Origin of the sequence: Nonomuraea sp. NPDC059023 (assembly GCF_042740095.1) — a bacterium.
Classification (GTDB): domain Bacteria; phylum Actinomycetota; class Actinomycetes; order Streptosporangiales; family Streptosporangiaceae; genus Nonomuraea.
The window spans coordinates 218,859-239,808 of record NZ_JBHYIO010000010.1 but is presented as its reverse complement, the minus strand read 5'-3'; the positions used below and the strand labels follow the sequence as shown (position 1 = coordinate 239,808).

Below are 20,950 nucleotides of genomic sequence, written 5' to 3'. Positions count from 1 at the left end.
GTTACCGACCTTACTCGGCTGCAAACGCCCATGGATGAGGGGGTCACAGCACATGAGAGTGCGTGTCGAAGGGGACTCCATGCGGCCCGCGCTCCGTCCGGGCGACTGGCTGCTGGTACGGCGGGGCGCCACGGTCCACCCGGGAGACCTGGTCGTCGCCCGCCTGCCCGGCGATCCCGCGCGCCTCATCGTCAAGCGGGCCCAGTGGCACGGCGAGGAGGGATGGTGGCTGGAGAGCGACAACCAGCGCGCCTCAGGCAGGCGCGACAGCTGGGACTTCGGCCCGGTCGACGACATCGTGGGCCGTGTCGTGCTGCGCTACTGGCCGTTGCTCAGGTTGCCCAGCCATTTGTCACGCAACCGCGCGTAGGTTCCGTCTTTTCTGGCACGTTCCAGGACCGTGTCCACCGTCCGGAGCAGCTCGGTGTTTCCCTTGCGTACGGCGATGCCGTACTCCTCACCGGTCTCCAGGCTCTCCAGCAGCTTCAGCTCCTTGCCGAGCTTGAGCTTGGTCAGCCAGAGCGCGATCACCGGCCGGTCCTGGATCAGCGCGTCCACGTGCCCGGCCTGCAGCCCGATCAGCTGCTGCAGGGAGTCGTCGTACTCGACGACGGTCAGGCCCTTCTCCCGCGCGTAGTCGGCGCCGGTGGTGCCGGTCTGGACGCCGACCTTGATCTTGGCGCCGGTCAGCTTCTTCAGCTTGCTGTCCCTGCGCACCAGGACGGCCTGGGAGGCCTCGAAGTAGGGCGTGGAGAAGTCGAGGTTCTTCTTGCGTTCCGCGGTGATCGTGATTCCGGCGGCGGCCAGGTCGCAGGTGCCGTCGTTGAGCGCGCTGCCGTTCTGGATGCTGTCGAACTCAACGCTGACGACCTTGAGCGGCCGGCGCAGTTCCTGGGCCACCAGGGAGACCAGGTCCACGTCGAAGCCGACGATGACGCCCTCCTGCTCGAACTCGAACGGCTCGTAGGGCGTGTTGGTGCACATGGTGAGGGCGCCGGAGGGATCGCCGTGCCGTACGCGCTCGGTTCCGCAGGCGGCGAGCGCGAGCAGCGCGAGCCCGGCCGAGATCACCGCGCGGCGCCTCACGCGGGCCGGGGAGCCCGCGTAAGACGTCCTGCCGCGTGCGGTGCTCATCAGCCCTCGGGGTGCAGGACGCGCCGCAGGAACGCCCTGGTCCGCTCGTGCTGCGGGTCGCCGATGAGCTGGGCGGGGGTGCCCTCCTCGACGATCACGCCGCCGTCCATGAACACGACCCGGTCGGCCACCTCGCGGGCGAAGCCCATCTCGTGGGTGACCACCATCATCGTCATGCCCTCCTCGGCCAGCTTGCGCATGACCGTGAGCACGTCGCCGACGAGTTCGGGGTCGAGGGCGCTGGTGGGCTCGTCGAACAGCATCAGGTCGGGGTTCATCGCCAGCGCCCTGGCGATGGCCACGCGCTGCTGCTGGCCGCCGGAGAGCTGGGCCGGGTAGGCGGCGCACTTGGCGCCCACGCCGACCTTGTCCAGGTTCTCCCTGGCGATGATCTCCGCTTCCTTCTTGCTGCGCTTGAGCACCCGCTGCTGGGAGATCATGACGTTCTGCAGGGCCGTCATGTGCGGGAACAGGTTGAACTGCTGGAAGACCATGCCGATGCGGCGGCGTACGGCGTCGATGTCCACGTCGGGGTCGGTCAGCTCGACGCCCTCCACGTACACCGTGCCCTTGGACGGCTGCTCCAGCAGGTTCACGCAGCGGAGCAGCGTGGACTTGCCGGAACCCGACGGCCCGATGACGCAGACGACCTGGCCGGGATCGACGGTGAAGTCGATGCCCTTGAGCACGTGGTTGTCGCCGAAGCTCTTGTGCAGGTCTCTGACGTCGATGGCGTGTGGCGTCGTCATCGCTTCTCCAGCCTGCGCGCGAGGTAGCCGAGCGGGATCGTGACCAGGAGGTAGGTGATGCCCGCCACCATGATCGGAGTGGCGTTGGAGTGTTCCGATGCCAGGTCGTTGCCGAACTTGGCCAGCTCCACGTACTGGCTGGACACCCCCAGGAACAACACCAGCGAGGAGTCCTTCAGCAGCATCACGAACTGGTTGGTCGTCGGCGGGATGACGATCCTGACGGCCTGCGGGACGACCACGGTGAACAGCGCCCTGGACGCCGACATGCCGAGGGACCTGGCCGCCTCGGTCTGGCCCTTGGGCACCGCCTGCAGTCCCGCGCGGAAGACCTCGGCCTGGTAGGCCGCGCCGATCACGCCGAGGCCGAGGAAGACCTGGCCGTAGATGTCGCCGGGCACCACGAAGCCGGGCAGCGCCACCGGGAGGAAGGTGATCATGATGAAGATCAGGACCGCGGGCAGGCCGCGGAAGATCTCGATGTAGATCGTCGCGATCCACCGGTAGACGGCCACCTGGGACATGCGCATGAGCGCGAACAGGAGCCCGAAGAAGAACGCGAGGATGAAACCGCCCACGGTGTAGATGACCGTGTTCTTCAACGCGATCGTAAACAGCTCGGGCAGTGTCTCCTGGGCGACCTCGGGCTTGGCGAAGTTCTGGGCCAGGTTCGGCCAGTCCACATAGAGGACCAGCGCGATGGCGGCGAGCGCCAGCACGACGTACTGGACGATCCGCGTGACCCGCTGCTTCTGGCGAGGGCTGAACCGGGCCCGGCCCGGTTCAGCCGCCGTGGACGGCTTCATCAGCCCAGCTCACCAGGCTTCTTGTCGAACCACTTCACGAAGATCTGCTCGTACGTGCCGTCCTTCTGGGCGGCTTCGATGGACTCGTTGATGGCCTTGAGCAGGACCGGGTCGGCGTTCTTCTTGAGGCCGATGCCGTACTGCTCGCCGGTGTCGAGGCTGGCGATCACCTCGAACTTGGCGGCCACGTCCGGCTTCTTCAGCCAGGTGAGGACGACGGGCAGGTCCTGGACGATGACGTCGGCCTGGCCGGACTGCAGCGCGAGCAGTTCCTTGGCCGAGTCGGCGTACTCGACCGGGTCGAAGCCCTTGCCCTTCACGAACTCCAGGCCGGTGGTGCTGGCCTGCGCGCCGAGCTTGAGCCCCTTGGCCTTGACGTCTTCCAGGGACGTGGCGCCGGTGCCCTTCTTGGCCAGCAGGGCCTGGGTGGCGTCGAAGTACGGCACGGAGAAGTCGATGTTCTTCTTGCGCTCGTCCGTGATCGTCATGCCCGCGGCGGCGACGTCGCACTTGCCGGAGGCCATGGCCGCGCCGCTCTTGATCTGGGCGAAGTCGATGTCGACGATCTCCTGGGTCACGCCGAGCTTCTTGGCGGCCAGGTCGACGATGTCGACGTCGAACCCCACGACCTTGTCGCCTTCCTTGAACTGGAAAGGTTCATAGGGAATGTTCGTGCATGTCGTGAGTTTGCCGGGTTTCACCAGCTTGGCGCCGCCCGCGGCGGTGCCGCCCGTCGGCTGCGCGGTGTCGGTGCCCGCCTGCTGGCCGCCGCAGGCGGACAGCGTCAGGGCGGCGGTGATAGCGAGCGTGCCTACGGCGTAGCCACGGCGTCGCGAGGACCAGAGGGCCATGTTCGGCCTCCTCATGAGGTATGCCACGAAAGTTAGGTTTTGTGAAGTTTAGATGGCGGTTAGTAGCAGTCCGTGCGTTCTGATTTAACGATGCGTCAACAGAACGGCGTCAGCTCCGACACCTGATCTATCTCACCATGTGGCACAATCATGAAACGGGTGACCCCCGTACCCCTCACGAGACGACCCATCGACGAGGGGAACCTGGCAGCTACCGAAGCCAGGCCTCCTTGTGGCGTCTGTCCTTCCGTCCGATGAACCTACAGGGGTCTCTGTGGCTGTCACGCCCGCTTCCACCTCGCTCGATTCCTTCGACCTGGATCCCGCTTTCGCGCTGCACCGCGGCGGCAAGCTTGAGGTCCGCTCGACCATCCCCGTCCGCGACAAGGACGACCTCTCCCTCGCCTACACCCCCGGAGTGGCCCGCGTCTGCTCGGCCATCGCCGACTCCCCGGAGCTGGTCAACGATTACACCTGGGTCTCGAATGTGGTCGCCGTCGTCTCCGACGGCACCGCTGTGCTAGGGCTCGGCGACATCGGCCCGGCCGCCGCGATGCCCGTCATGGAGGGCAAGGCCCTCCTGTTCAAGGAGTTCGGGGGCGTCGACGCGGTCCCCATCTGCCTCGCCTGCACCGACGTCGACGCACTCGTCGAGACGGTGGTACGGCTCGCGCCCTCCTTCGGCGGCATCAACCTGGAGGACATCAGCGCCCCCCGGTGCTTCGAGGTCGAGGACCGGCTGCGCGACCTGCTCGACATCCCGGTCTTCCACGACGACCAGCACGGCACCGCCATCGTGGCCCTGGCCGCGCTCAAGAACGCCGCACGGGTCACCGGACGCTCCCTGTCCGAGTTGCGCGCCGTGGTGGCCGGAGCGGGCGCCTCCGGCGTCGCGGTGAGCCGTATCCTGCTGGAGGCCGGCATCGGTGACATCGCCGTAGCCGACTCCAAGGGCCTGCTCCACCTGGGACGCACCGACCTCAACCCGGTCAAGGCCGCGCTGGCCCGCGACACCAACAAGGGCGGCCACACCGGCTCGACCGAGTCGGCGCTGGCCGGCGCCGACGTCTTCATCGGACTGTCGGGCTCGACCGTCGCCGAGGAGGCCATCGCCTCCATGTCACCCGACGCGATCGTGTTCGCCCTGTCGAACCCGACCCCCGAGATCGACCCGGCCGTCGCCCGCCGCCACGCGAGCGTCGTGGCCACGGGCCGTTCCGACTACCCCAACCAGATCAACAACGTGCTGGCCTTCCCCGGCGTCTTCCGCGGCGCCCTCGACGTGCGCGCCCGCACGATCACCGAGAACATGAAGGTGGCCGCCGCCGACGCCCTGGCCGACGTGGTCGCCGACGACCTGACCCCCGACTACATCATCCCGAGCCCGTTCGACGCCCGGGTGGCGCCCGCGGTGACGGCCGCCGTCGCCGCCCAGGCCCAGATCGACGGGGTCAGCCGCCTCTAGACCCGCACGATCGCAGCGCCCGGCCGGAGCAATCCGGCCGGGCGCTTTCTGCAAGCCGTTCTTAAGCGGCGTCTGAGAGGCTCGCGGAAACGTCGATCTTGGAGGACACATGAAAGCGGTTCTGGTCAGCGCGGCGGCCGCCGCGATGCTGCTCGTCGCGACCACCCCGGCCTCCGCGGAAACCGCCGCGGGCCTCAAGACCGTGTACGGCTGGGCGAAGATCTCCGGCAACTCCCACCTGATCCTGACCCCGCACAAGGCGTCGCTGGGCGAGATCGGGGAGAGCGGCCTGCTCGGCTGGTCACTGGACAAGAAGACAGGAAAGCCGATCCGGATCGCGTACACGGAAGGGCTGGACTACCGCCAGGTCAACAAGAAGTGCGGCAAGCGGGCCGCCGGATACCCCCATGACAGTGCCACCAAGAAGGCCTATGGCAAGACCAAGTGCGACCCGATCCACCTCTGGCAGCGGCTCAAGAAGGGCCGCATGGCGGTGCGCGTGGTCTTCGACAACACCAAGCGCCCGATGGCCGTACGCGTCTGGGAGCTGAACCTGCCCTAGCCCGCCTCGTCTTTAGGAACTGCAGAAAACCTCTTTACTCTTCGTGCTATAAAGGGAGCGCTCTGTAAGGATGGCGGGCGCCGGCTCCTGGGCGAGGAGAGCTATGGAACGCGAGCCCAACCGACTGCTCCAGCGAGTCATCGCGGAGGCGGGCTTCTCACACAAGGGCCTTGCCCGGCGGCTGAACGATCTGGGAGCAGCGCGCGGCACCCCCGGCCTCAAGTACGACCACAGCTCCGTTCTGCGCTGGATCGGTGGTCAGCGGCCGAGGGAACCGGTTCCATGCCTTCTCGCGGAGATCTTCGCGCTCCGGCTCGGCAGGCCGGTGAGCGCGGAAGAACTCGGCATGCCGGCCATGACCACACCCCTCGATCTCGGGCAGGAGTTCACGCACACCTGGCAGGAGGGGGTCGCTACCGTGACAGCACTGTGGCGCGCGGATGTGGAGAGGCGGAGGTTCCTGCTCGACTCGACGTTCGCGATCGGGGCGGGCTCGGTGGGCGCCCTGCGCTGGCTGGCGGCGCCGGCGGAGGGACGGCCGACCGGCGGGGGAGGGCGCAGGGTCGGCAACGCGGACATCGCGGCGATTCACGAGGTGACCCGTTCGTTCGGGGAACTGGACAACCGTTTCGGCAGCGGCCGCGTGCGCTCCTCGGTCGTGAAATATCTGGACACCGCAGTCTCGCCGCTCCTCAAGGACGGCTCGTACGGCGAAGCCACCGGCCGCCAGCTGGCCTCGGCCGCCGCCGAACTGACCCGCCTGGCCGGCTGGATGGCCTACGACCTCGAACAGCACGGCCTCGCCCAGCGCTACCTGATCCAGGCGCTGCGCCTGGCCCGCGGCGCCGCCGACCACGCCCTGGGCGGCGAGATCCTGGCCGGCATGGCCCACCAGGCGATCTACATGGGCCAGCACGGCCACGCGCTCGACCTGGCCCGTGCCGCGCAGCTGTCGGCCGGGCGGGCGGGCGTACGGACGCTCCTGGCCTCCGCCCACGTCTTGGAGGCCCACGCCCACGCCGGACTCGGCGACGCCCGCGCCTGCGGCGTCTCGCTCAACGAATCCGAGCAGGCCTTCGCCGCCCGCCGTACCGAGGAGGAGCCTGCGTGGCTCGGGTACTTCGACGAGGCGTACCTGGCGGCCAAGTTCGCCCACTGCTTCCGCGACCTCGGCGACGGCGAGCGCGCCGTCCGCCACGCGCGCCGCTCGCTGCAGATGGACGGCCGTTTCGTGCGCGGCCGCATGTTCAACCTCTCCCTGCTGTCGGCCGGGCTCCTGCAGCACGGCGAACTGGAGGAAGCCTGCGCCGCCGCGACCGACGCGCTGGTCCTGGGCGCCGAACTCCAGTCGGCCCGCTCCCGCTCCTACGCCGCCGACCTACGCCGCCGCCTCGAACCGCACAAGCAGGAGCGTGCCGTACAGGAACTCGCGGAACGCACCCGCGACCTGGCCTCCGTCTGACGTCACATCCGGCGCCCCGCCAACCGTCACTGCGGTATGAACAGCAGTGATGACGAGGACAAGCTGGTGGCCGACGCCGTGCGGCTGGCCCTGCTGGACGTGCTGAAGACCCTGTCACCGGCCGAACGGCTCGCCTTCGTGCTGCATGTTCTGTTCGGCCTGCCGTACCAGGAGGTCGCGGCCCTTCTGAACCGTTCACCGGCGGCGACGCGGCGGCTCGTCGCCGACGCCCGCCGCCGCATGGACGGCCACCCCTGAACGCGCGAAAGCCCGCGGCGGGACCGCGGGCTTTCGTGATGCCGTTCTTAGTGCAGGATCTCGCCGTTCGGGCCCACGACGGACTTCGTCTCCGCGTAGGTCGCCTTGTTGTAGACGTCGGCGGTCTCGCTGTCGAAGTAGGCGGAGCTGATGAAGTCGATCCGCTGGTTGCCGTCCTGGTCGTGGAAGATGCTGGTCACGCCGTTCAGGTAGCCGGTGCGCTTGGCGTTGTTGTACCTGAGCAGCCAGGGACCGCCGTCGGCGCCGCCGGTCAGCGAGCACTTGAGCACCTGGTGCTCTTCCACCCTGAAGCTGTTGACCTGGTAGGTCTTGGTGCCCGTCTTGCCGTAGCAGAACTTGGGGGTGACGCCGGAGTACGGCTTGTCGCCGTCGGGGTGCGGGTCGGCGGGGTAGCCGAAGGCGTAGACCGGCTGGCCCTTGGGCTGGTTCCACGCGAACCCCTGCCCGCCCACGACGTCCCCGAGCTTCCCGGTGTCCTTGGCGAGACCGATGATGTACTCGGCCACGAAGTACTTGCGGCTGGTGCCGGGCTTCACCCACTTCTGCGTGTAGAAGTGGGTGATGGTGTAGTTGCCGTACTTGTCGGTGCCGGGCTTGCCCGGACCCTTGTAGGCGTCGTGCGCCGCCTTGGTGACCTGCTCCACCACGGGCTCGCCGAACTTGAAGCCCTGACCCTTGCCGATCTTGGCGTCGGTGTAGGTCTTCTCGTTGACCTCGACCTTCTCCAGCACCGCGCCGGGGAAGTCGGGACCGACCAGGTCGGCGGGCTTGTCCTCGCCCTCGGACCAGCAGTCGCCGAGGTTCAGCTTGCACTTGGCGAACTCTTCGGCGGTGATCTCGCGGGGCTTGATCCACTTGTCGCCGGCCCAGGCCTTGTACTGCTGGGCGGTGACCTTCTTCTCCTCGGTCAGCGTGAAGCCGTTGTGCACGGCCACGAAGGCGTAGTCGCCGTCGTAGTCGTCGTACACGTCGAGGTCATACGTCGTGAAGGCGTACGCGCCCGCGTAGACGCCCCAGGGAGCGTTGCCCTGGTAGTAGCCGGGTACGAAGACCCACTTGCGGTAGACGTCCTTGCCGTCCTCGTACACGCAGTGGCCGGCGGTCGCGACCAGGTTGCGGTGGCGCGACTGGATCGAGGTGGCCGAGCACCAGCGGTAGTTGCCCTTGCGGTCGAGGAAGAAGACCTTGCCGATGCTGCGGGGCAGGTTGACGTTCTTCACCTTGGCGCCGGGCTTGGACGAGGTGATGGGGGCGGTCATGCCGGGCTTGCCGTCGAACTTCTTGGCCTGGGTGGTCACCAGCTTCGGGACATCCTTGGCGTCCCAGTGGTACTGGGTGGCCTTCTTCAGCGCGGCGGCGTTGCCGTCCAGCCAGAAGAAGGCGTTGCTGTAGGCGTCGGCCGGCTTCGGAGCGAGCGGGTCCTGGACCCAGCTGGGCTCGGCGGCGGCGGGGAAGGCGACGGCGGCAGCACTCAAACCGGCGACGGCGAGGGGGACGAACAGGCGCTTCACAGGGGGGCTCCACAGGAGTAACAAAGGGGATGTCAGGACCCTATCGACCCTTGCGCCCCTCTGATAAGGGATCTTCGCGGAAATTTCCTGAAGAATGCCGAAGGGCCCGGCTAGAAGCCGGGCCCTTCGGGTGATGCTAGGGCGAGTCAGAGTTTGGACCTCCGACTCAGGTGATCACGAGGTTACTTGGCAACCGCGGTGATCGGGCCGGACCACACGTTCGCAGCGGCGGAGTACACCGAGTGCGTCTCCTCGTCGAAGTACGGCGAGGACATGTAGTCCCAACGGTCGTTGCCGTCCGTGTCGTACAGAACGCTGGTCACGCCGTTGACGTAGCCCATGCGCTTGGCGTTGCTGTACTTGAGCAGCCACGGGGCGCCGTTGTAGCCGCCGGTGACGGCGCACTTCAGCGACACGTGCTCCTCGATCTTCAGGCTCGCGACCTTGGTGGCCTTGGGGCCGGTCTTGCCGTAGCACCACTTCGGCGTAACGCCGGAGTAGGGCTTCGAGCCGTCGGGGTGCTTCGAGTACGGGTAGCCGAAGGTACGAACGACCTTGCCGGTGCCCTGGTTCCAGGAGAAGCCCTGGCCGCCGACGTTGTCACCCAGACGACCGACGTCCTTCAGCGCAGCGCTGAAGATGTAGTAGTCCGTGCGGGTGTACTTGGTGGCCTTGCCCGCCTTGTACCACTGCTGCACGAAGTAGTGCGTGATGGTGGCGTTGGTGTTGCCGTCGACCGCGACAACGCCCGGGTAGTCCTTGGTGGGCGCGGGCAGCGCCTGACCCGGCTTCCAGCTCGGCTTCTGCTTCTTGATGTAAGCGACAGCCTCGTCGTAGGTCACGTGCTCGACCACGGGCTCGCCGTACTTGAAGCCGTTGCCCTTGCCGACCTTGGCGAGGTCGTACTCACCCTTAAGAACCTCGACCTTGCCGACGACGGCACCGGGGTAGTCGGGGCCGGAGGCCTCGTCAGCGGAGCCCTCTTCGACGTCGTAGTCGTCGGTCGTGGCGGGGTCGAGCTTGCCCTTCTTGTACTCCTCGGCAGTCACCTCGACGACCTTGGTGTCCTTGGACCCCTGGTAGGCGTCGTACTCCTTCTTGGTGACCTTCTTCGCGTCCGCCTGCACGCCGCCGATACCGTTGTAAACGGTGACGAAGGCGTAGTCGCGGTCGAAGTCCTCGTAGTTCGAGAAGTCGTAGTGGGTGAAGGCCTGCTTACCCACGTAGATGCCCCACGGCGTCTTGCCCTGGTAGTAACCGGGAACGAAGACCCACTTGGAGACGACTTCGCCGTTGTTCTTGTAGTCGTACGCGCAGTGACCAGCGGTCGAGACCAGGTTGCGGTACTTGGCCTGGATCGAGGTACCGGAGCACCAGTAGAGGTTGCCGTCGCGACCCTCGAAGAAGACCTTACCGATGGACTTCGGCAGGTTCACGTTGTGGGACTTGACGGTGACCTTCTTCTCGGCACCGATGGGGGGGAGCTCGCCGGGCTTGGTGTTGCCGACGTAGCCGCCCTTCTCGACGATCTTCTTGACGTCCTTGTTGTCCCAGTAGTAGGCCGTGGCCTGCCGCAGGGCAGCGTTGTTGGACTTGGTCCAGAAGTTGAGAACCTCGGCCGCCTTGGCGTTCGACGCAGCGAGGGCGTCGGCGTCAATGTTCGGCTCGGCCTGGGCGGCACCGGCGAGGCCGGCGGCCAGCAGACCAGTGGCCAGGATGGCGCCACCGGCCGGGAGGAGGATGCGCTTCAAGGTAACTCCTTGCGCTGTCGTGGAACGCCTCTTGCGTCCCATGCGTCAGTAAAGGGATAGCCAGGAACATACAGCGCCGATCTTGAAAACAGGAACCCGCTTCGGGCGGAAAAGATGGGACAAGTCGGCCGTGATCGCTTCGTGATGTTTATGCAGCCGATGGGGCTGACCGGGCGAGAGGCCAGACCTGTGATGTTTTCGCAGATCAACAGATGCTTGTTGCTGGTGTGACGTGTGGGGTTGGGGTGTTGCCCTGATGGGTGGTCCGCCACCAATGTGACGCAGATCACATCGAGTTGATGGCACCGTCTGCGGGCCCCATGCGTCAAAACGGCTTCAACTTTCGGCGGGACAGCCGTAGGGCCCGGCGATTGCCGGGCCCTACGGGTTATTCACGATCTACGAACAGCTAGTGCCGCTCGCGTTGCGTTACTTAGAACGCCTTGCCGGACCACACCTTGGCGGCGGCCTTGTAGACAGCCGCGGTCTCGCCGTCGAAGTACGGCGAGGTGATGGTGTCGACGCGGTCGTTGCCGTTCTGGTCGGCGAACGTGCTCGTGACACCGTTCACGTAACCGATGCGCTTGGCGTTGCTGTACTTGAGGAGCCAGGGGCCACCGTCGGCGCCCTCGGTCATCGCGCACTTGAGCGCGACGTGCTCCTCGATCTTCTTGGCTGCCGAGGCGGCCAGCTTCGAAGAGGTCTTGCCGTAGCACCACTTCGGGGTGATGCCGGTGTAGTTCTTGTTGCCGTCGGGGTGCGGGGCGGCCGGGTAACCGAACACGCGGACGTACTTGCCCGTGGGCTGGTTCCAGGCGAAGCCCTGGCCACCGACGTTGTCACCGAGGCGACCGGCGTCCTTGGCGAAGCCCTCGATGATGTAGAACTCGGTCTTGTAGAACTTGGTCGCCTGGCCCGGCCTGTACCACTGCTGCACGTAGTAGTGCGTGATGGTCCAGTTGCCGCGCGCGTCCTGCTTGACCGTGGCCGGGTACTTGACCGGGTCCTTCTTCTGGTTCTCGACGTAGGCCTTGGCAGCCGGGTCGGTCACGATCTCGGTGACCGGCTCGCCGAACTTGAAGCCGTTGCCCTTGCCGACCTTCGCGGCCTTGTACTTGTCCGCGTTGACCTCGACCTTGGCGACCTCGGCGCCGGGGTAGTCGGGACCGGACGGCTCAGCGTCCGAGCCCTTCTTGACCCAGCAGGCCTCGATCGAGGTGGGGTCGAGCTTGCACTTGCGGAACTCCGCGCGAGTGATCTCGACGTCCTTGGCGTCCTTGACGCCCTGGTACTTGTCGAACTCGGCCTTGGAGACCTTCTTGGCGGTGCCGTTGCCGAGCTGGACGCCGTTGTAGACCGTGACGAACGCGTAGTCGCGGTCGTAGTCCTCGTAGGTGGAGAAGTCGTAGTGGGTGAAGGCCTGCTTACCCACGTAGATGCCCCACGGAGTCTTGCCCTGGTAGTAACCGGGGACGAAGACCCACTTGGACATGACGTCCTGGTTGTTCTTGACGTCGTACACACAGTGGCCGGCCGTGGCGACCAGGTTGCGGTACTGCGACTGGATCGAGGTGGCCGAGCACCACTTCTTCTCGCCCTTGCCGTTCACGAAGAACACCTTGCCGATGGTCTTCGGCAGGTTCACGTTCTGAACCTTGGCGGTGGTCTTCTTCTCGGCGCCGATCGGGGGCGTGGTGCCGGGCCGGCTGTCGGCGGAGTAGCCGCCCTTCTGCTTCAGCTTCTCGACGTCTTTGCCGTCCCAGACGTTGGACTCCTTGGCGCCCTTGAGGGCGGCGCCGTTGTTGTCCGCCCAGAAAGCGGCGATGGCCTTAGCGGTGGCTGCGCTCTTCGCCATCGCGTCGGTGTCGACGTCGTTGGCGGCCGAGGCGGTGCCGGCCAGGCCGGCAGCCAGCAGGCCGGTTGCCAGAACGGCTCCACCGGCGGGGATGAGGATGCGCTTCAAGGGAACTGCTCCTTGGTCTGTCGTGGGTCGCAACATGCGTCCCATGCGTCAGTAAAGGGATAGCAAGGAACATACCCGTGTGATCTTTGCAGGTGGAAGCCGTTTCGCCCGGTCTGGTAGTCACCCTTACCGCCGTGACCGTGCTGTTATCTGTCAGAGACAATTACCCGCGGTGATCGTTTGGGCATGTTTTCACTGGCCAATCGGGGGCATGTGGCGAATGGTGCAAATGAGCGGTAAGTGCCTCGGCACTCCCCGTGATCCGGTGAATGTGACGCAGATCACAGGAACCAGATGGGGCTCTCACCCCGTCTAAGTCGCTCCGATCATGAGCGGGCACGGGTGTGCGGCGGTCCGATTCGGGCAGCAGACGACCGCCAGGGACACGAACCGGCCGCCCGTGAGCCAGAAACCCCACTGGACGTCGGCGCCGCCCGTGAGGGATTCGGTCGCGTTGGCCAGCCGTACGGCACGCCCGATGCGCTCTTCGCCGGCGGGCAGGAGCAGCTTGCGGCTCACCGGCGTGTACTCCCGGCCCAGCCAGTCCACCGCGCCGGCTGCTGATTCGAAGGTGGCGGCCACCTGGCGGCGTGGGCGCGCGAGCCAGTCGGCGGTGCGTAGCGGCGGCAGCGGCGAACTGGGGAACTCGGGTGTGCCGGTCCGGCGCTCCTCCTCCAGGCTCAGCTCCTCGCCGATCCCGGTCCACCGGTAGGCGTGAAAGTGGCCGGTCATGCTGGGAGATATGCCCAGAAACGCGGAAGGGGGCCCGGCATCGAGCCGGGCCCCCTTCACACGGTGGTCTTACTTGTAGAGCTCGCCGTTCGGGCCGACGACCTTGCCGGACCACACGTTCTTCGCGGCGTTGTAGACGTCAGCCGTCTCGCCGTCGAAGTACGGGGAGGTGATCCAGTCGATGCGGTCGTTGCCGTCCTGGTCGGCGAAGGTGCTGGTGACACCGTTCACGTAACCGAGACGCTTGGCGTTGCTGTAGTTCTTCAGCCAGGGGCCGCCGTCGTAACCGGGGGTCACGGCGCACTTGAGGCCCACGTGCTCCTCGATCTTCAGCCAGGAGGCGCCGACCTTCTTGCCGGTGGTCGGGCCGTAGCAGGTCTTCGGGGTCACGCCCGAGTAGACCTTGTTGCCGTCCGGGTGCGGCGCGTACGGGTAACCGAAGGCGCGCACCGGCTTGCCGCTCGGCTGGTTCCAGGAGATGCCCTGGCCGCCGACGTTGTCACCGAGGCGACCGGCGTCCACGAACTTCTTGCCGTTGTGGCCGATGCCGTTGTACACGGTGACGAACGCGTAGTCGCGGTCGTAGTCCTCGTACGTCGTGAAGTCGTAGTGGGTGAACGCCTGCTTGCCCACGTAGATGCCCCACGGAGCCTTGCCCTGGTAGTAACCGGGGACGAAGACCCAGCGGTCCATGACGTCGCGGTTGCCGTCGGTGTCGTACACGCAGTGCGCGGCGGTGGAGACCACGTTGCGGTAGTTCGACTGGATCGAGGTGGCCGAGCACCAGCGGTACTTGCCGGACGCGTCCACGAAGAAAACCTTGCCGATGGTCTTCGGCAGGTTCACGTTCTGGGACTTGCCGGAGCCGGCGGACTGCGGCGCGGTCTGGCCGGGACGGCCGTCGGGGCTGTAGCCGCCCTTCTGGACGACCTTCTTCACGTCGGCGGCGTCCCAGGTGTAGGCCGTCGCGTTGCGCAGGGCTGCGAAGTTGGACCGCATCCAGAACGCGGCGACGGAGTAGGCCGCCTTGGTGTTGGTGGCCATCGGGTCCTTGGCGATGTCGTCGGCGGCCTGGGCGGTGCCGGACAGGCCGGCTGCCACGAGACCGGTCGCCAGCAGAGCGCCACCGGCCGGGAGAAGGATTCGCTTCAAGGTAACTCCAGGTTGCGCTGGTATGGGCGCTCCAAGCGCGCCGAACTCAGCAAAAACGGACAGCCCGGAACTTACAGCGCTGACTCGTGTCATGTGAATTTTCGGTAGATCATGTCAACCGCTCCAACACGCGGTGTGATCGTTCCGAGACAGAAGGAGTGCCTGATCACAGAGCCGACCTATGGGGCCGATGTGACTTGCCTCACTTTTCGCTGCTGCCCTGCGCGTCGGCCTGCCGGTAGACGTCGGCGGTGGTGGCGATGAAGGGCGGCGCGGACACCGCGTCGTACGCCCCGCGGGCGTCGCGGTTCCAGGTCAGGCTGTTGACCCCGTTGAGGTAGCCGAGCTTGGTCGAACTCTGGAACTTCCACAGCCAGGGGCCGCCGCTCGCGCCCGCGGTGAGGTTGCAGGGCTGGAGCAGGACGCCGTACTGCAGTTCCCGGCTCGGCGCGGTCGTCTTGCTGGTGCCGCCGGCGCAGGTCTCGAGCGTCTTGCCGTTGAAGGGGCGGGTGCCGTCGGGCTGGGCGCCCGCCGGGTAACCGAAGGCGTTGACGCGGTTGCCGTACCCCTTGGAGATCGCCAGGCCCTGGCCGCCGACGTTGTCCTGCAGCTTGCCGACGTCCTTCATGGAGTAGCTGCCGTCCTTCTGCTTCTCCCAGACGAAGCCGCGGTGGACGGTGACGAAGGCGTAGTCGAAGTCGTAGTCGCCCTTGACCCAGTCCTCGTGCAGGCTGAGCGAGGCGCCGACGTAGATGCCGTCAGGGGTGGTGCCGTCGGGCTGCGGGTTGGGGACGAAGATCCAGTTGTGCGCCTCGCCGGGCTGGCGCGGGTCGTAGGCGCAGTGACCGGCCGTGGCGACGACGCTCTTGCTCTTGGACGCCACCGCGCTGGCCGAGCACCAGAACTCCTTGCTGCCGAACCGGAAGAAGACCTTGCCCATGGTCTTGGCGGCCGAGCCGCTCTTGGGCAGCGCGGGCGCGACGTCGCGCGGGCCCGTCTTCGCCTTCTTCGCGGTGGTGGAAGCAGCCGGTACGGCGGCGCCGGCCGATGACCCGGCGGCGGTCGAGGAGGCGGCGGGGGCGTTGCCCGCGGGCGTGGCCGGCGAGTAGCTGTCGGCCTTCTTGAGCCGGTCGGGCTGCCAGTACTCCGCGACCTTCTTCATGTCCGCGTCGGTCTTGGCCAGCGGGACCGTCATCACCTTGCTCGGCGCGGCGTTCGCGATCCCTGTCAGGGCAGGCACCATCAGCAGCGCGCCGAGGGCGGCGGCCGCGAGGGACCTGACCGGGGGGATCATGAAATGCCTTTCTTAGGGTCGTAAGGGAGGATTTTTCCAGATCGACTCACTCTATGGCAGCTCGGATGGAGATTCGTTATCTGATCAAGGTTGACGTGTGTCCTATAAAGCCCATGTGAGGCATGCGTCCCGCGCGTCGGTCGTTGGTCACCGCTGATCTGCGAGCAAGGCTGCGGGTATGCGACTCATGTGTCTCGCCGTCCTTTCATGTACGGCTATCGCCGCTGGTCCAGCCGCAAATCCCGCGGAACCACCGAAGAACGGATACGTGCTCACCCACGGCGCCCGTCACGTCCTTCTCGTCTGCGACGGCAACCCCAGTGTGCACCCGCGCGCCACCGAGGCCTGCGCCGCGCTGACGGCCGCCGCGGGCAACCCGGCGCGCATGCCGGTGGCGCAGGTGCTGTGCACGGAGGAGTACAGCCCGGTGAAGGTCACGGCCACCGGCGTCTGGGGGGAGCGGCTGATCAACTACACGGCGGTCTACGGCAACCGCTGCAGGATGGGCGCCGCCACGGGCCCGCTGTTCGCCTTCTGAAGGGCCTCGGAAAAGGGGAAAGTCCCCGGGGAGGGCCCGGGGACTTTCAGCTCGCGTCAGACCGCTACAGGGGGAAGTTGCCGGTCCACCGGTTGGCGGCGGCCTTGTAGACCTTGTAGGTGTCGGCGTTGAAGTACGGCGACGAGATGTGGTCGTACCTGTCGTTGCCGTCGGTGTCCCACGCCACGCTGTTGACGCCGACCAGGTAGCCGGTGCGCGAGGCGCTCTTGTAGTTGTAGATGAACGGCCCGCCGCTGGCGCCGGCGGTGAAGGAGCACTTGAAGCCGATGTGCTCCTGCAGGTTGTACTTCGGCGCGGACGGCATCGGCTTGGTCTTGCCGTAGCACCACTTCATGGTGCGGCCGGTGAACGGCTTGTCGCCGTCGGGGTGCTCGCCGGCCGGGTAGCCGAAGGAGAAGACGTTCACCTTCGTGCTGCGGTTCCAGGCGAAGCCCTGGCCGCCGACGTTTTCACCGAGGCGGCCGACGTTCTTGACCGTCCACTGCCACTTGCCGTTGACCTTCTCCCACTTGACCTTGATGCCGTTGTAGACGTTGACGAACGCGTAGTCGAAGTCGTAGTCCTCCTTCACCACGAAGTCGTCGTGCGCGTTGAAGGTCCTGGCGGCGTAGATCCCGTAGGGAGCCTTGCCCTCCCACGCGTTGTTGCCGTCCCAGTACGACGGGATGAAGATCCAGTTGTCGTAGAAGACGTCCTTCTTGGTGTCGTAGACGCAGTGCGCCGATGTCGCCACCAGGTTGCGGAACTTGCCCTGGACAGAGCTGGCCGAGCAGAAACGCCAGCTCTTCGGGTCGTTCGGGTTGGCGCCGGGCAGCGTGAAGAAGACGCGGCCGACCGTGTTGGGCAGGTTGACGTGCTTGCTCTTCGCGGTCTTCGTCTTCTCCTCGCCGATCGGCGGGACCGATCCGGGCGGACCGTCAGGGCTTTGGGTGCCGCCCTTGACGCCTCTGGACGAGATGTCCAGCGAGTCCTTCATGTCCGTGGCCAACCGGATGCGGTCGGGGGTCCAGAACTGGACCGCCTGGGTCGCGGGCGTCGTCGCGTTCCTGGAGACGACGTCCTTGGGTGCCTGGGTCGCCGAAGCGGTGCCGCTCATCATGCCGGCGGCCAGTCCGATGGCCACGAGGCCGGCGAGCGGAATCGCCATGCGCCTTGCTCGGGAAATCATGGAGCTCCTTCCAGTTCTCGGCGGCCCAGAGCGGGGTACGGCGCCCCGGTGGGCCAGGAAAACGCTGGGAACGCTAATGAATGGCGCAGGGCGAGTTCCAGGAAACGACGCGAAAAAGTCTGGGCCGGTTCCGTTCCGTTATAGAAATAGCAATTGGGCATGTATTCTCAACCGGTATTCACGCAGGTCTCCGTGACGCCCGGAATTCATTTTTCTCACTGATAACAGTGGTCACCTATATCCGTGCGCCGCCTGTGCTCACTCCGGTCAGAAACGTCACAGGCGAGCCAAACCGAATCTTGTTCTGGTTAGATGGGTGGCATGGATCCGCGCACCCCCTGCCTCGTCGGCGCCGCCCAGCTGACCGTCCGGACGCAGCCCGGACCGGAACCCCTCGACCTCTGGGAGCACGTGGCCAGGCGGGCCGCGCGCGACGCCGGTCTCGCGCCGTCGCGGCTCGACTCGATCGGGCTGGTCTACACCGATTCCTGGCAGTACGACGCGCCGCCGTACCGGCTGGCGGAACGGCTCGGCGCGGCGCCGCGCCACAGCGTCTACTCCAATGTCAGCGGTACGGCCCCGCAGATGCTCATCGGCGCGGCGGCAGGGCGGATCGCGGCGGGGGAGCTCGACAGCGCTCTGGTGGCGGGGGCGGAGGCGCTGGCCACGCGCAGGCACGTGCGCAAGCTGGGCGAGCATGTGGCGTGGAGCCATCCGGCCGATCCGAAGCCGCCGTACGGGTGGGACCGGCCGCCGCATCCGGCGGAATTGGCGCACGAGTTGTTCCTTCCTGTCCACACTTATCCGATCCTGGAGACGGCGCACCGCTTTTCCCGAAATATGGCGATAAGTCGGGAAATGTCGGAGCGGGCGCGGTTTATGTCGCTTATGTCGGAAGTGGCGGCGGCCAATCCCCATGCCTGGCGGCGCGCGGCGTTTTCTCCGGAGGAGCTGGAGTCCGGGCGGTTCGTCGGCTGGCCGTACACCAGCAACACGGTCGCGACGCTGGAGGTCGACCAGGCCGCCGCCGTCATCCTGGTCAGCACGGAGCTGGCCGACCGGCTGGCGATCCCGCTGGAGCGGCGCGTGTACCTGCGCGGCTGGGCCTACGCCGAGGACACCTGGGAGGTCGCCGCCCGCCCCTCGCTCGCCTCCTCGCCGGCGATCGCCAAGGCGGCCGAGGCCGCGTTCGCCCGCGCCGGGCTGGGCCTGGACGACATGGCCGCGCTCGACCTCTACAGCTGCTTCGCCATCGCCCTGCGGCAGGCCTGCGACGCGCTCAAGCTGGACCTCCTGGACCCGCGCGGCCTCACGGTCACCGGCGGCCTGCCGTACGCCGGCGGCCCCGCCAGCAACTACGTCCTGCACTCCACGGCCACCATGGCCGGGCTCCTGCGCTCCCAGGGCGGCCACGGCCTGGTCACCGGCGTGGGCATGCACCTGACCAAACACACCTGCGCCGTCTGGTCCACCGACCCCGGCGGCACACTCGGCGAGGCCGCCCCCGTGCACACCGCCACCCCCGTCCCCATCCAGGACCTGTACGAGGGTCCCGCGACGGTGGCCGGCTACACGGTCGCCCACGGCCGCGACGGCAGTCCCGAGCGCGCCATCCTGGTCGTCGACGTCCCTGGCGGCGCCTCCAGAGCCCACGCCGTCGTACGGCAGGCCGACCTGCTGGCCGACGCCGAGTCCCGCGAACTGGTGGGCCGCCAGGTGCGCCTGCGCCCCGAGGGACAGGTGAACGTAGCCGATTGGTGACAGGCCAACCCGATGCGCGACCGTAGCCGAGCGGCTACCCTTCGTAGGTTGACATTTTTATGTCACCGGCGAACGCTGGAGTCATGCGGAGGACCACGGTGCGCATCGACGAGACACTCCTCAACGAGGCGAAGGCGTACGCAGCACGCAACGGACGCAGTCTCACCTCGGTCATGGAGGACGCCTTGCGGCAACTGCTCAACCGCTCCACGGAAGCGGCCCAACGGCCACGGGTGGAGCTCCCGGTCTCCGGATCTCGTCTCAGGCACGGGATCGAGCTCACCCCCGAGTTCATCAAGGACCTGCTCGACCGAGAGGACGTCGAGCGACGCCTCAAGGCGGTGGACGATGCTGCTGAGTGACGTCAACGTCCTCGTCAACGCCTTCCGGCTGGAGGCGAAGGAGCACCGGTCCTGCCGCGCGGTCATCGAGGAGCTGGTCAACGGCGACTCGGCCTACGCGGTCTCCGACCAGGTGATCAACGGCTTCATCCGGATCCTCGCGAATCGGCCGCTCTATGAGAACCCGGCCACGATGGATGAGATCCGCGCCTTCGCGGAGCTGGTCCGCAACCAGTCCCATGCGATCGTGGTCAGCCCGGGTGAGCGGCACTGGGAGATCTTCACCGGTTTGTGCAAGCAGATAGGCACGAACCACAAGCTCGTGCCCGACGCCTACCTGGCTGCGCTGGCGATTGAGCACGGTTGTGAATTTGTGACCTGTGACAAGGACTTTGCCCGGTTCGAGGGGTTGCGCTGGAGGTCGCCGCTCAACTGAACTGGGGCCGAGGGCGTAAGCCGCACTACTCCGCGAGGATCGCTGGTGGCGGATCAGTTCGACGTCATCGAGGCCGGCGAGAAGGGGCGTCGGCGGTGGATCGGCATCGTGGTGCTGGTCGCGGTACTCGCGGTGCCCGTCGTCGGCCTGCTGGCCAGCCGGGCGCCGGAGGCGGAGCCGCCCGCGCGGCCGACGGCCCATCCGGCTCCGTCGTTGACGACGCTCAGGTCGGCGCCCAATGTGCTGCATGCCAAGGCGCGTGCCAAGGGGGCTGACGAGGTCATTCAGGTGGTTTTTCCGCATGGGTTGCGGGCTGATGTGCGGTATCCGGCCGAGCTGGGGCTCGACGACCTCGGGTCGCGGCCGTTCGTGGGGCTGTGGATCGCGGGCGGGGAGTTCTCGCAGTACCGGCAGCTGACGGCGCCCTACGGGGGTGACATCGAGGTGACGCGAGGGGAGAAGCCGCTGCGGTCGTTCACCGGCAACGTGACGCTCTGGCCGCGGCCGCCGGGGGCGGGGCTGGTGGGGCAGGTGATGTTGTTCGCGTTCGGGCCGTGGCGGATGGCGATGTACGACCGGCCGACCGGGATGCGCTTCGAGCAGCGGATGGAGCTGGCCACGAGCCTCAAGGGCACGGTGACCAAGGACGGCTACCTGGTGCTGAAGTCGTCGGGGCGGATCCGGCTGGCCGCGCCGGGTGACGGGCGGCGTAGCGATCCGGTGGGGCCGCAGCTGCTGTTCGGCGGTGGGTCCAGCGACATGCTCGCCCTCGTGCCCACGCCGGGTTGCGCGCTGCCGGAGGTGCCCAGCGCGATGGGCGCGCGCGGGCGCCACACCGAGTCCGTCTGCATGGGCGACTTCATGGTGGCCGCCTCGGGCTCCCGTGAGTTCGTGCGAACGGCGGTCAGCAAGATCCGGATCACGGTGAAGTGACCGGACGACGGTCTCTGAGAGCGCCACGAAGCCGGTCTGTG

21 protein-coding genes are annotated in these 20,950 nt (G+C 66.9%); 10 read left to right on the top strand and 11 right to left on the bottom strand.

What is annotated here, in order from left to right; translation table 11 throughout:
- The first annotated feature begins 34 nt into the window (after positions 1 to 34).
- A complete protein-coding gene (locus ACFWYW_RS19485) occupies positions 35 to 370 on the top strand; it encodes a S24 family peptidase (RefSeq protein ID WP_379612212.1) in 336 nt (111 codons plus the stop codon).
- On the opposite strand, the gene ACFWYW_RS19480 is transcribed toward ACFWYW_RS19485, so the two are convergent.
- The 4 genes from ACFWYW_RS19480 to ACFWYW_RS19465 are packed head-to-tail and all read right to left on the bottom strand — an operon-like array spanning position 319 to position 3,540.
- Entirely contained in the window at positions 319 to 1,134 is an 816-nt protein-coding gene (locus ACFWYW_RS19480) for an ABC transporter substrate-binding protein (RefSeq protein WP_379612210.1), read from the bottom strand. The genes ACFWYW_RS19485 and ACFWYW_RS19480 overlap by 52 nt on opposite strands.
- Positions 1,134 to 1,883 (bottom strand): amino acid ABC transporter ATP-binding protein, encoded by a 750-nt coding sequence (locus ACFWYW_RS19475; protein ID WP_379612209.1) that lies wholly within the window; start codon positions 1,881 to 1,883, stop codon positions 1,134 to 1,136. The genes ACFWYW_RS19480 and ACFWYW_RS19475 overlap by 1 nt, the downstream gene beginning before the upstream one ends.
- Positions 1,880 to 2,689: an amino acid ABC transporter permease gene (locus ACFWYW_RS19470; protein ID WP_379612208.1), complete on the bottom strand. Its 810-nt coding sequence runs from the start codon at positions 2,687 to 2,689 to the stop codon at positions 1,880 to 1,882. The genes ACFWYW_RS19475 and ACFWYW_RS19470 overlap by 4 nt, the downstream gene beginning before the upstream one ends.
- Positions 2,689 to 3,540, bottom strand: a complete 852-nt coding sequence (locus ACFWYW_RS19465) for an ABC transporter substrate-binding protein (RefSeq protein WP_379612207.1) — start codon at positions 3,538 to 3,540, stop codon at positions 2,689 to 2,691. The genes ACFWYW_RS19470 and ACFWYW_RS19465 overlap by 1 nt, the downstream gene beginning before the upstream one ends.
- Before the next feature lie 274 nt (positions 3,541 to 3,814).
- Here ACFWYW_RS19465 and ACFWYW_RS19460 point away from each other — a divergent pair, with 274 nt between their 5' ends.
- From ACFWYW_RS19460 to ACFWYW_RS19445, 4 genes are all read left to right on the top strand, one after another.
- Positions 3,815 to 5,005, top strand: a complete 1,191-nt coding sequence (locus ACFWYW_RS19460; RefSeq protein WP_379612206.1) for an NADP-dependent malic enzyme — start codon at positions 3,815 to 3,817, stop codon at positions 5,003 to 5,005.
- A 109-nt stretch (positions 5,006 to 5,114) separates the two neighbouring features.
- Positions 5,115 to 5,567 (top strand): hypothetical protein, encoded by a 453-nt coding sequence (locus ACFWYW_RS19455; protein WP_379612205.1) that lies wholly within the window; start codon positions 5,115 to 5,117, stop codon positions 5,565 to 5,567.
- A 103-nt stretch (positions 5,568 to 5,670) separates the two neighbouring features.
- Positions 5,671 to 7,029: a hypothetical protein gene (locus ACFWYW_RS19450; protein ID WP_379612204.1), complete on the top strand. Its 1,359-nt coding sequence runs from the start codon at positions 5,671 to 5,673 to the stop codon at positions 7,027 to 7,029.
- A gap of 36 nt (positions 7,030 to 7,065) precedes the next feature.
- Positions 7,066 to 7,287 carry a sigma factor-like helix-turn-helix DNA-binding protein gene (locus ACFWYW_RS19445; protein ID WP_379612203.1) on the top strand — a complete coding sequence of 74 codons (222 nt, stop codon included), beginning with the start codon at positions 7,066 to 7,068 and terminating at the stop codon, positions 7,285 to 7,287.
- 47 nt (positions 7,288 to 7,334) lie between these two features.
- On the opposite strand, the gene ACFWYW_RS19440 is transcribed toward ACFWYW_RS19445, so the two are convergent.
- From ACFWYW_RS19440 to ACFWYW_RS19415, 6 genes are all read right to left on the bottom strand, one after another.
- Positions 7,335 to 8,819 carry a trypsin-like serine peptidase gene (locus ACFWYW_RS19440; protein WP_379612202.1) on the bottom strand — a complete coding sequence of 495 codons (1,485 nt, stop codon included), beginning with the start codon at positions 8,817 to 8,819 and terminating at the stop codon, positions 7,335 to 7,337.
- Positions 8,820 to 9,001: 182 nt separating this feature from the next.
- Positions 9,002 to 10,570 (bottom strand): trypsin-like serine peptidase, encoded by a 1,569-nt coding sequence (locus ACFWYW_RS19435; protein ID WP_379612201.1) that lies wholly within the window; start codon positions 10,568 to 10,570, stop codon positions 9,002 to 9,004.
- 433 nt (positions 10,571 to 11,003) lie between these two features.
- On the bottom strand, positions 11,004 to 12,533 hold the full coding sequence (locus tag ACFWYW_RS19430; protein ID WP_379612199.1) for a trypsin-like serine peptidase: 1,530 nt from the start codon (positions 12,531 to 12,533) through the stop codon (positions 11,004 to 11,006).
- Between the two features lie 312 nt (positions 12,534 to 12,845).
- Positions 12,846 to 13,265, bottom strand: a complete 420-nt coding sequence (locus ACFWYW_RS19425) for a hypothetical protein (protein ID WP_379612198.1) — start codon at positions 13,263 to 13,265, stop codon at positions 12,846 to 12,848.
- 69 nt (positions 13,266 to 13,334) lie between these two features.
- Complete coding sequence (locus tag ACFWYW_RS19420) at positions 13,335 to 14,417, bottom strand: trypsin-like serine peptidase (protein ID WP_379612197.1); 1,083 nt, start codon at positions 14,415 to 14,417, stop codon at positions 13,335 to 13,337.
- 202 nt (positions 14,418 to 14,619) lie between these two features.
- The gene (locus ACFWYW_RS19415; RefSeq protein WP_379612196.1) at positions 14,620 to 15,711 is read right to left on the bottom strand and encodes a trypsin-like serine peptidase; all 1,092 of its coding nucleotides are present in this window, start codon (positions 15,709 to 15,711) and stop codon (positions 14,620 to 14,622) included.
- A gap of 268 nt (positions 15,712 to 15,979) precedes the next feature.
- Here ACFWYW_RS19415 and ACFWYW_RS19410 point away from each other — a divergent pair, with 268 nt between their 5' ends.
- Complete coding sequence (locus ACFWYW_RS19410) at positions 15,980 to 16,249, top strand: SSI family serine proteinase inhibitor (protein WP_184972515.1); 270 nt, start codon at positions 15,980 to 15,982, stop codon at positions 16,247 to 16,249.
- A 64-nt stretch (positions 16,250 to 16,313) separates the two neighbouring features.
- Here ACFWYW_RS19410 and ACFWYW_RS19405 read toward each other — a convergent pair whose 3' ends face one another.
- On the bottom strand, positions 16,314 to 17,438 hold the full coding sequence (locus tag ACFWYW_RS19405) for a trypsin-like serine peptidase (RefSeq protein WP_379612195.1): 1,125 nt from the start codon (positions 17,436 to 17,438) through the stop codon (positions 16,314 to 16,316).
- Positions 17,439 to 17,759: 321 nt separating this feature from the next.
- On the opposite strand from ACFWYW_RS19405, the gene ACFWYW_RS19400 reads away from it, so the two are divergent.
- From ACFWYW_RS19400 to ACFWYW_RS19385, 4 genes are all read left to right on the top strand, one after another.
- Entirely contained in the window at positions 17,760 to 19,199 is a 1,440-nt protein-coding gene (locus ACFWYW_RS19400; RefSeq protein WP_379612194.1) for an acetyl-CoA synthetase, read from the top strand.
- Positions 19,200 to 19,282: 83 nt separating this feature from the next.
- Positions 19,283 to 19,561, top strand: coding sequence for a DUF6364 family protein (locus ACFWYW_RS19395; protein WP_379612193.1), 279 nt, complete (start codon positions 19,283 to 19,285; stop codon positions 19,559 to 19,561).
- Complete coding sequence (locus ACFWYW_RS19390; protein WP_379612192.1) at positions 19,548 to 19,976, top strand: type II toxin-antitoxin system VapC family toxin; 429 nt, start codon at positions 19,548 to 19,550, stop codon at positions 19,974 to 19,976. Before ACFWYW_RS19395 ends, ACFWYW_RS19390 begins: the two co-directional genes overlap by 14 nt.
- A 45-nt stretch (positions 19,977 to 20,021) precedes the next feature.
- Positions 20,022 to 20,909: a hypothetical protein gene (locus ACFWYW_RS19385; RefSeq protein ID WP_379612191.1), complete on the top strand. Its 888-nt coding sequence runs from the start codon at positions 20,022 to 20,024 to the stop codon at positions 20,907 to 20,909.
- The last annotated feature ends 41 nt before the right edge of the window (positions 20,910 to 20,950 follow it).

Excerpts from the sequence above, each read along its gene's own strand:
- ACFWYW_RS19485 (WP_379612212.1), top strand. The coding sequence starts at position 35 with ATGAGGGGGTCACAGCACATGAGAGTGCGTGTCGAAGGGGACTCCATG.
- ACFWYW_RS19480 (WP_379612210.1), bottom strand. The coding sequence starts at position 1,134 with ATGAGCACCGCACGCGGCAGGACGTCTTACGCGGGCTCCCCGGCCCGC.
- ACFWYW_RS19475 (WP_379612209.1), bottom strand. The coding sequence starts at position 1,883 with ATGACGACGCCACACGCCATCGACGTCAGAGACCTGCACAAGAGCTTC.
- ACFWYW_RS19470 (WP_379612208.1), bottom strand. The coding sequence starts at position 2,689 with ATGAAGCCGTCCACGGCGGCTGAACCGGGCCGGGCCCGGTTCAGCCCT.
- ACFWYW_RS19465 (WP_379612207.1), bottom strand. The coding sequence starts at position 3,540 with ATGGCCCTCTGGTCCTCGCGACGCCGTGGCTACGCCGTAGGCACGCTC.
- ACFWYW_RS19455 (WP_379612205.1), top strand. The coding sequence starts at position 5,115 with ATGAAAGCGGTTCTGGTCAGCGCGGCGGCCGCCGCGATGCTGCTCGTC.
- ACFWYW_RS19450 (WP_379612204.1), top strand. The coding sequence starts at position 5,671 with ATGGAACGCGAGCCCAACCGACTGCTCCAGCGAGTCATCGCGGAGGCG.
- ACFWYW_RS19445 (WP_379612203.1), top strand. The coding sequence starts at position 7,066 with ATGAACAGCAGTGATGACGAGGACAAGCTGGTGGCCGACGCCGTGCGG.
- ACFWYW_RS19425 (WP_379612198.1), bottom strand. The coding sequence starts at position 13,265 with ATGACCGGCCACTTTCACGCCTACCGGTGGACCGGGATCGGCGAGGAG.
- ACFWYW_RS19415 (WP_379612196.1), bottom strand. The coding sequence starts at position 15,711 with ATGATCCCCCCGGTCAGGTCCCTCGCGGCCGCCGCCCTCGGCGCGCTG.
- ACFWYW_RS19405 (WP_379612195.1), bottom strand. The coding sequence starts at position 17,438 with ATGATTTCCCGAGCAAGGCGCATGGCGATTCCGCTCGCCGGCCTCGTG.
- ACFWYW_RS19400 (WP_379612194.1), top strand. The coding sequence starts at position 17,760 with ATGGATCCGCGCACCCCCTGCCTCGTCGGCGCCGCCCAGCTGACCGTC.
- ACFWYW_RS19395 (WP_379612193.1), top strand. The coding sequence starts at position 19,283 with ATGCGGAGGACCACGGTGCGCATCGACGAGACACTCCTCAACGAGGCG.
- ACFWYW_RS19390 (WP_379612192.1), top strand. The coding sequence starts at position 19,548 with ATGCTGCTGAGTGACGTCAACGTCCTCGTCAACGCCTTCCGGCTGGAG.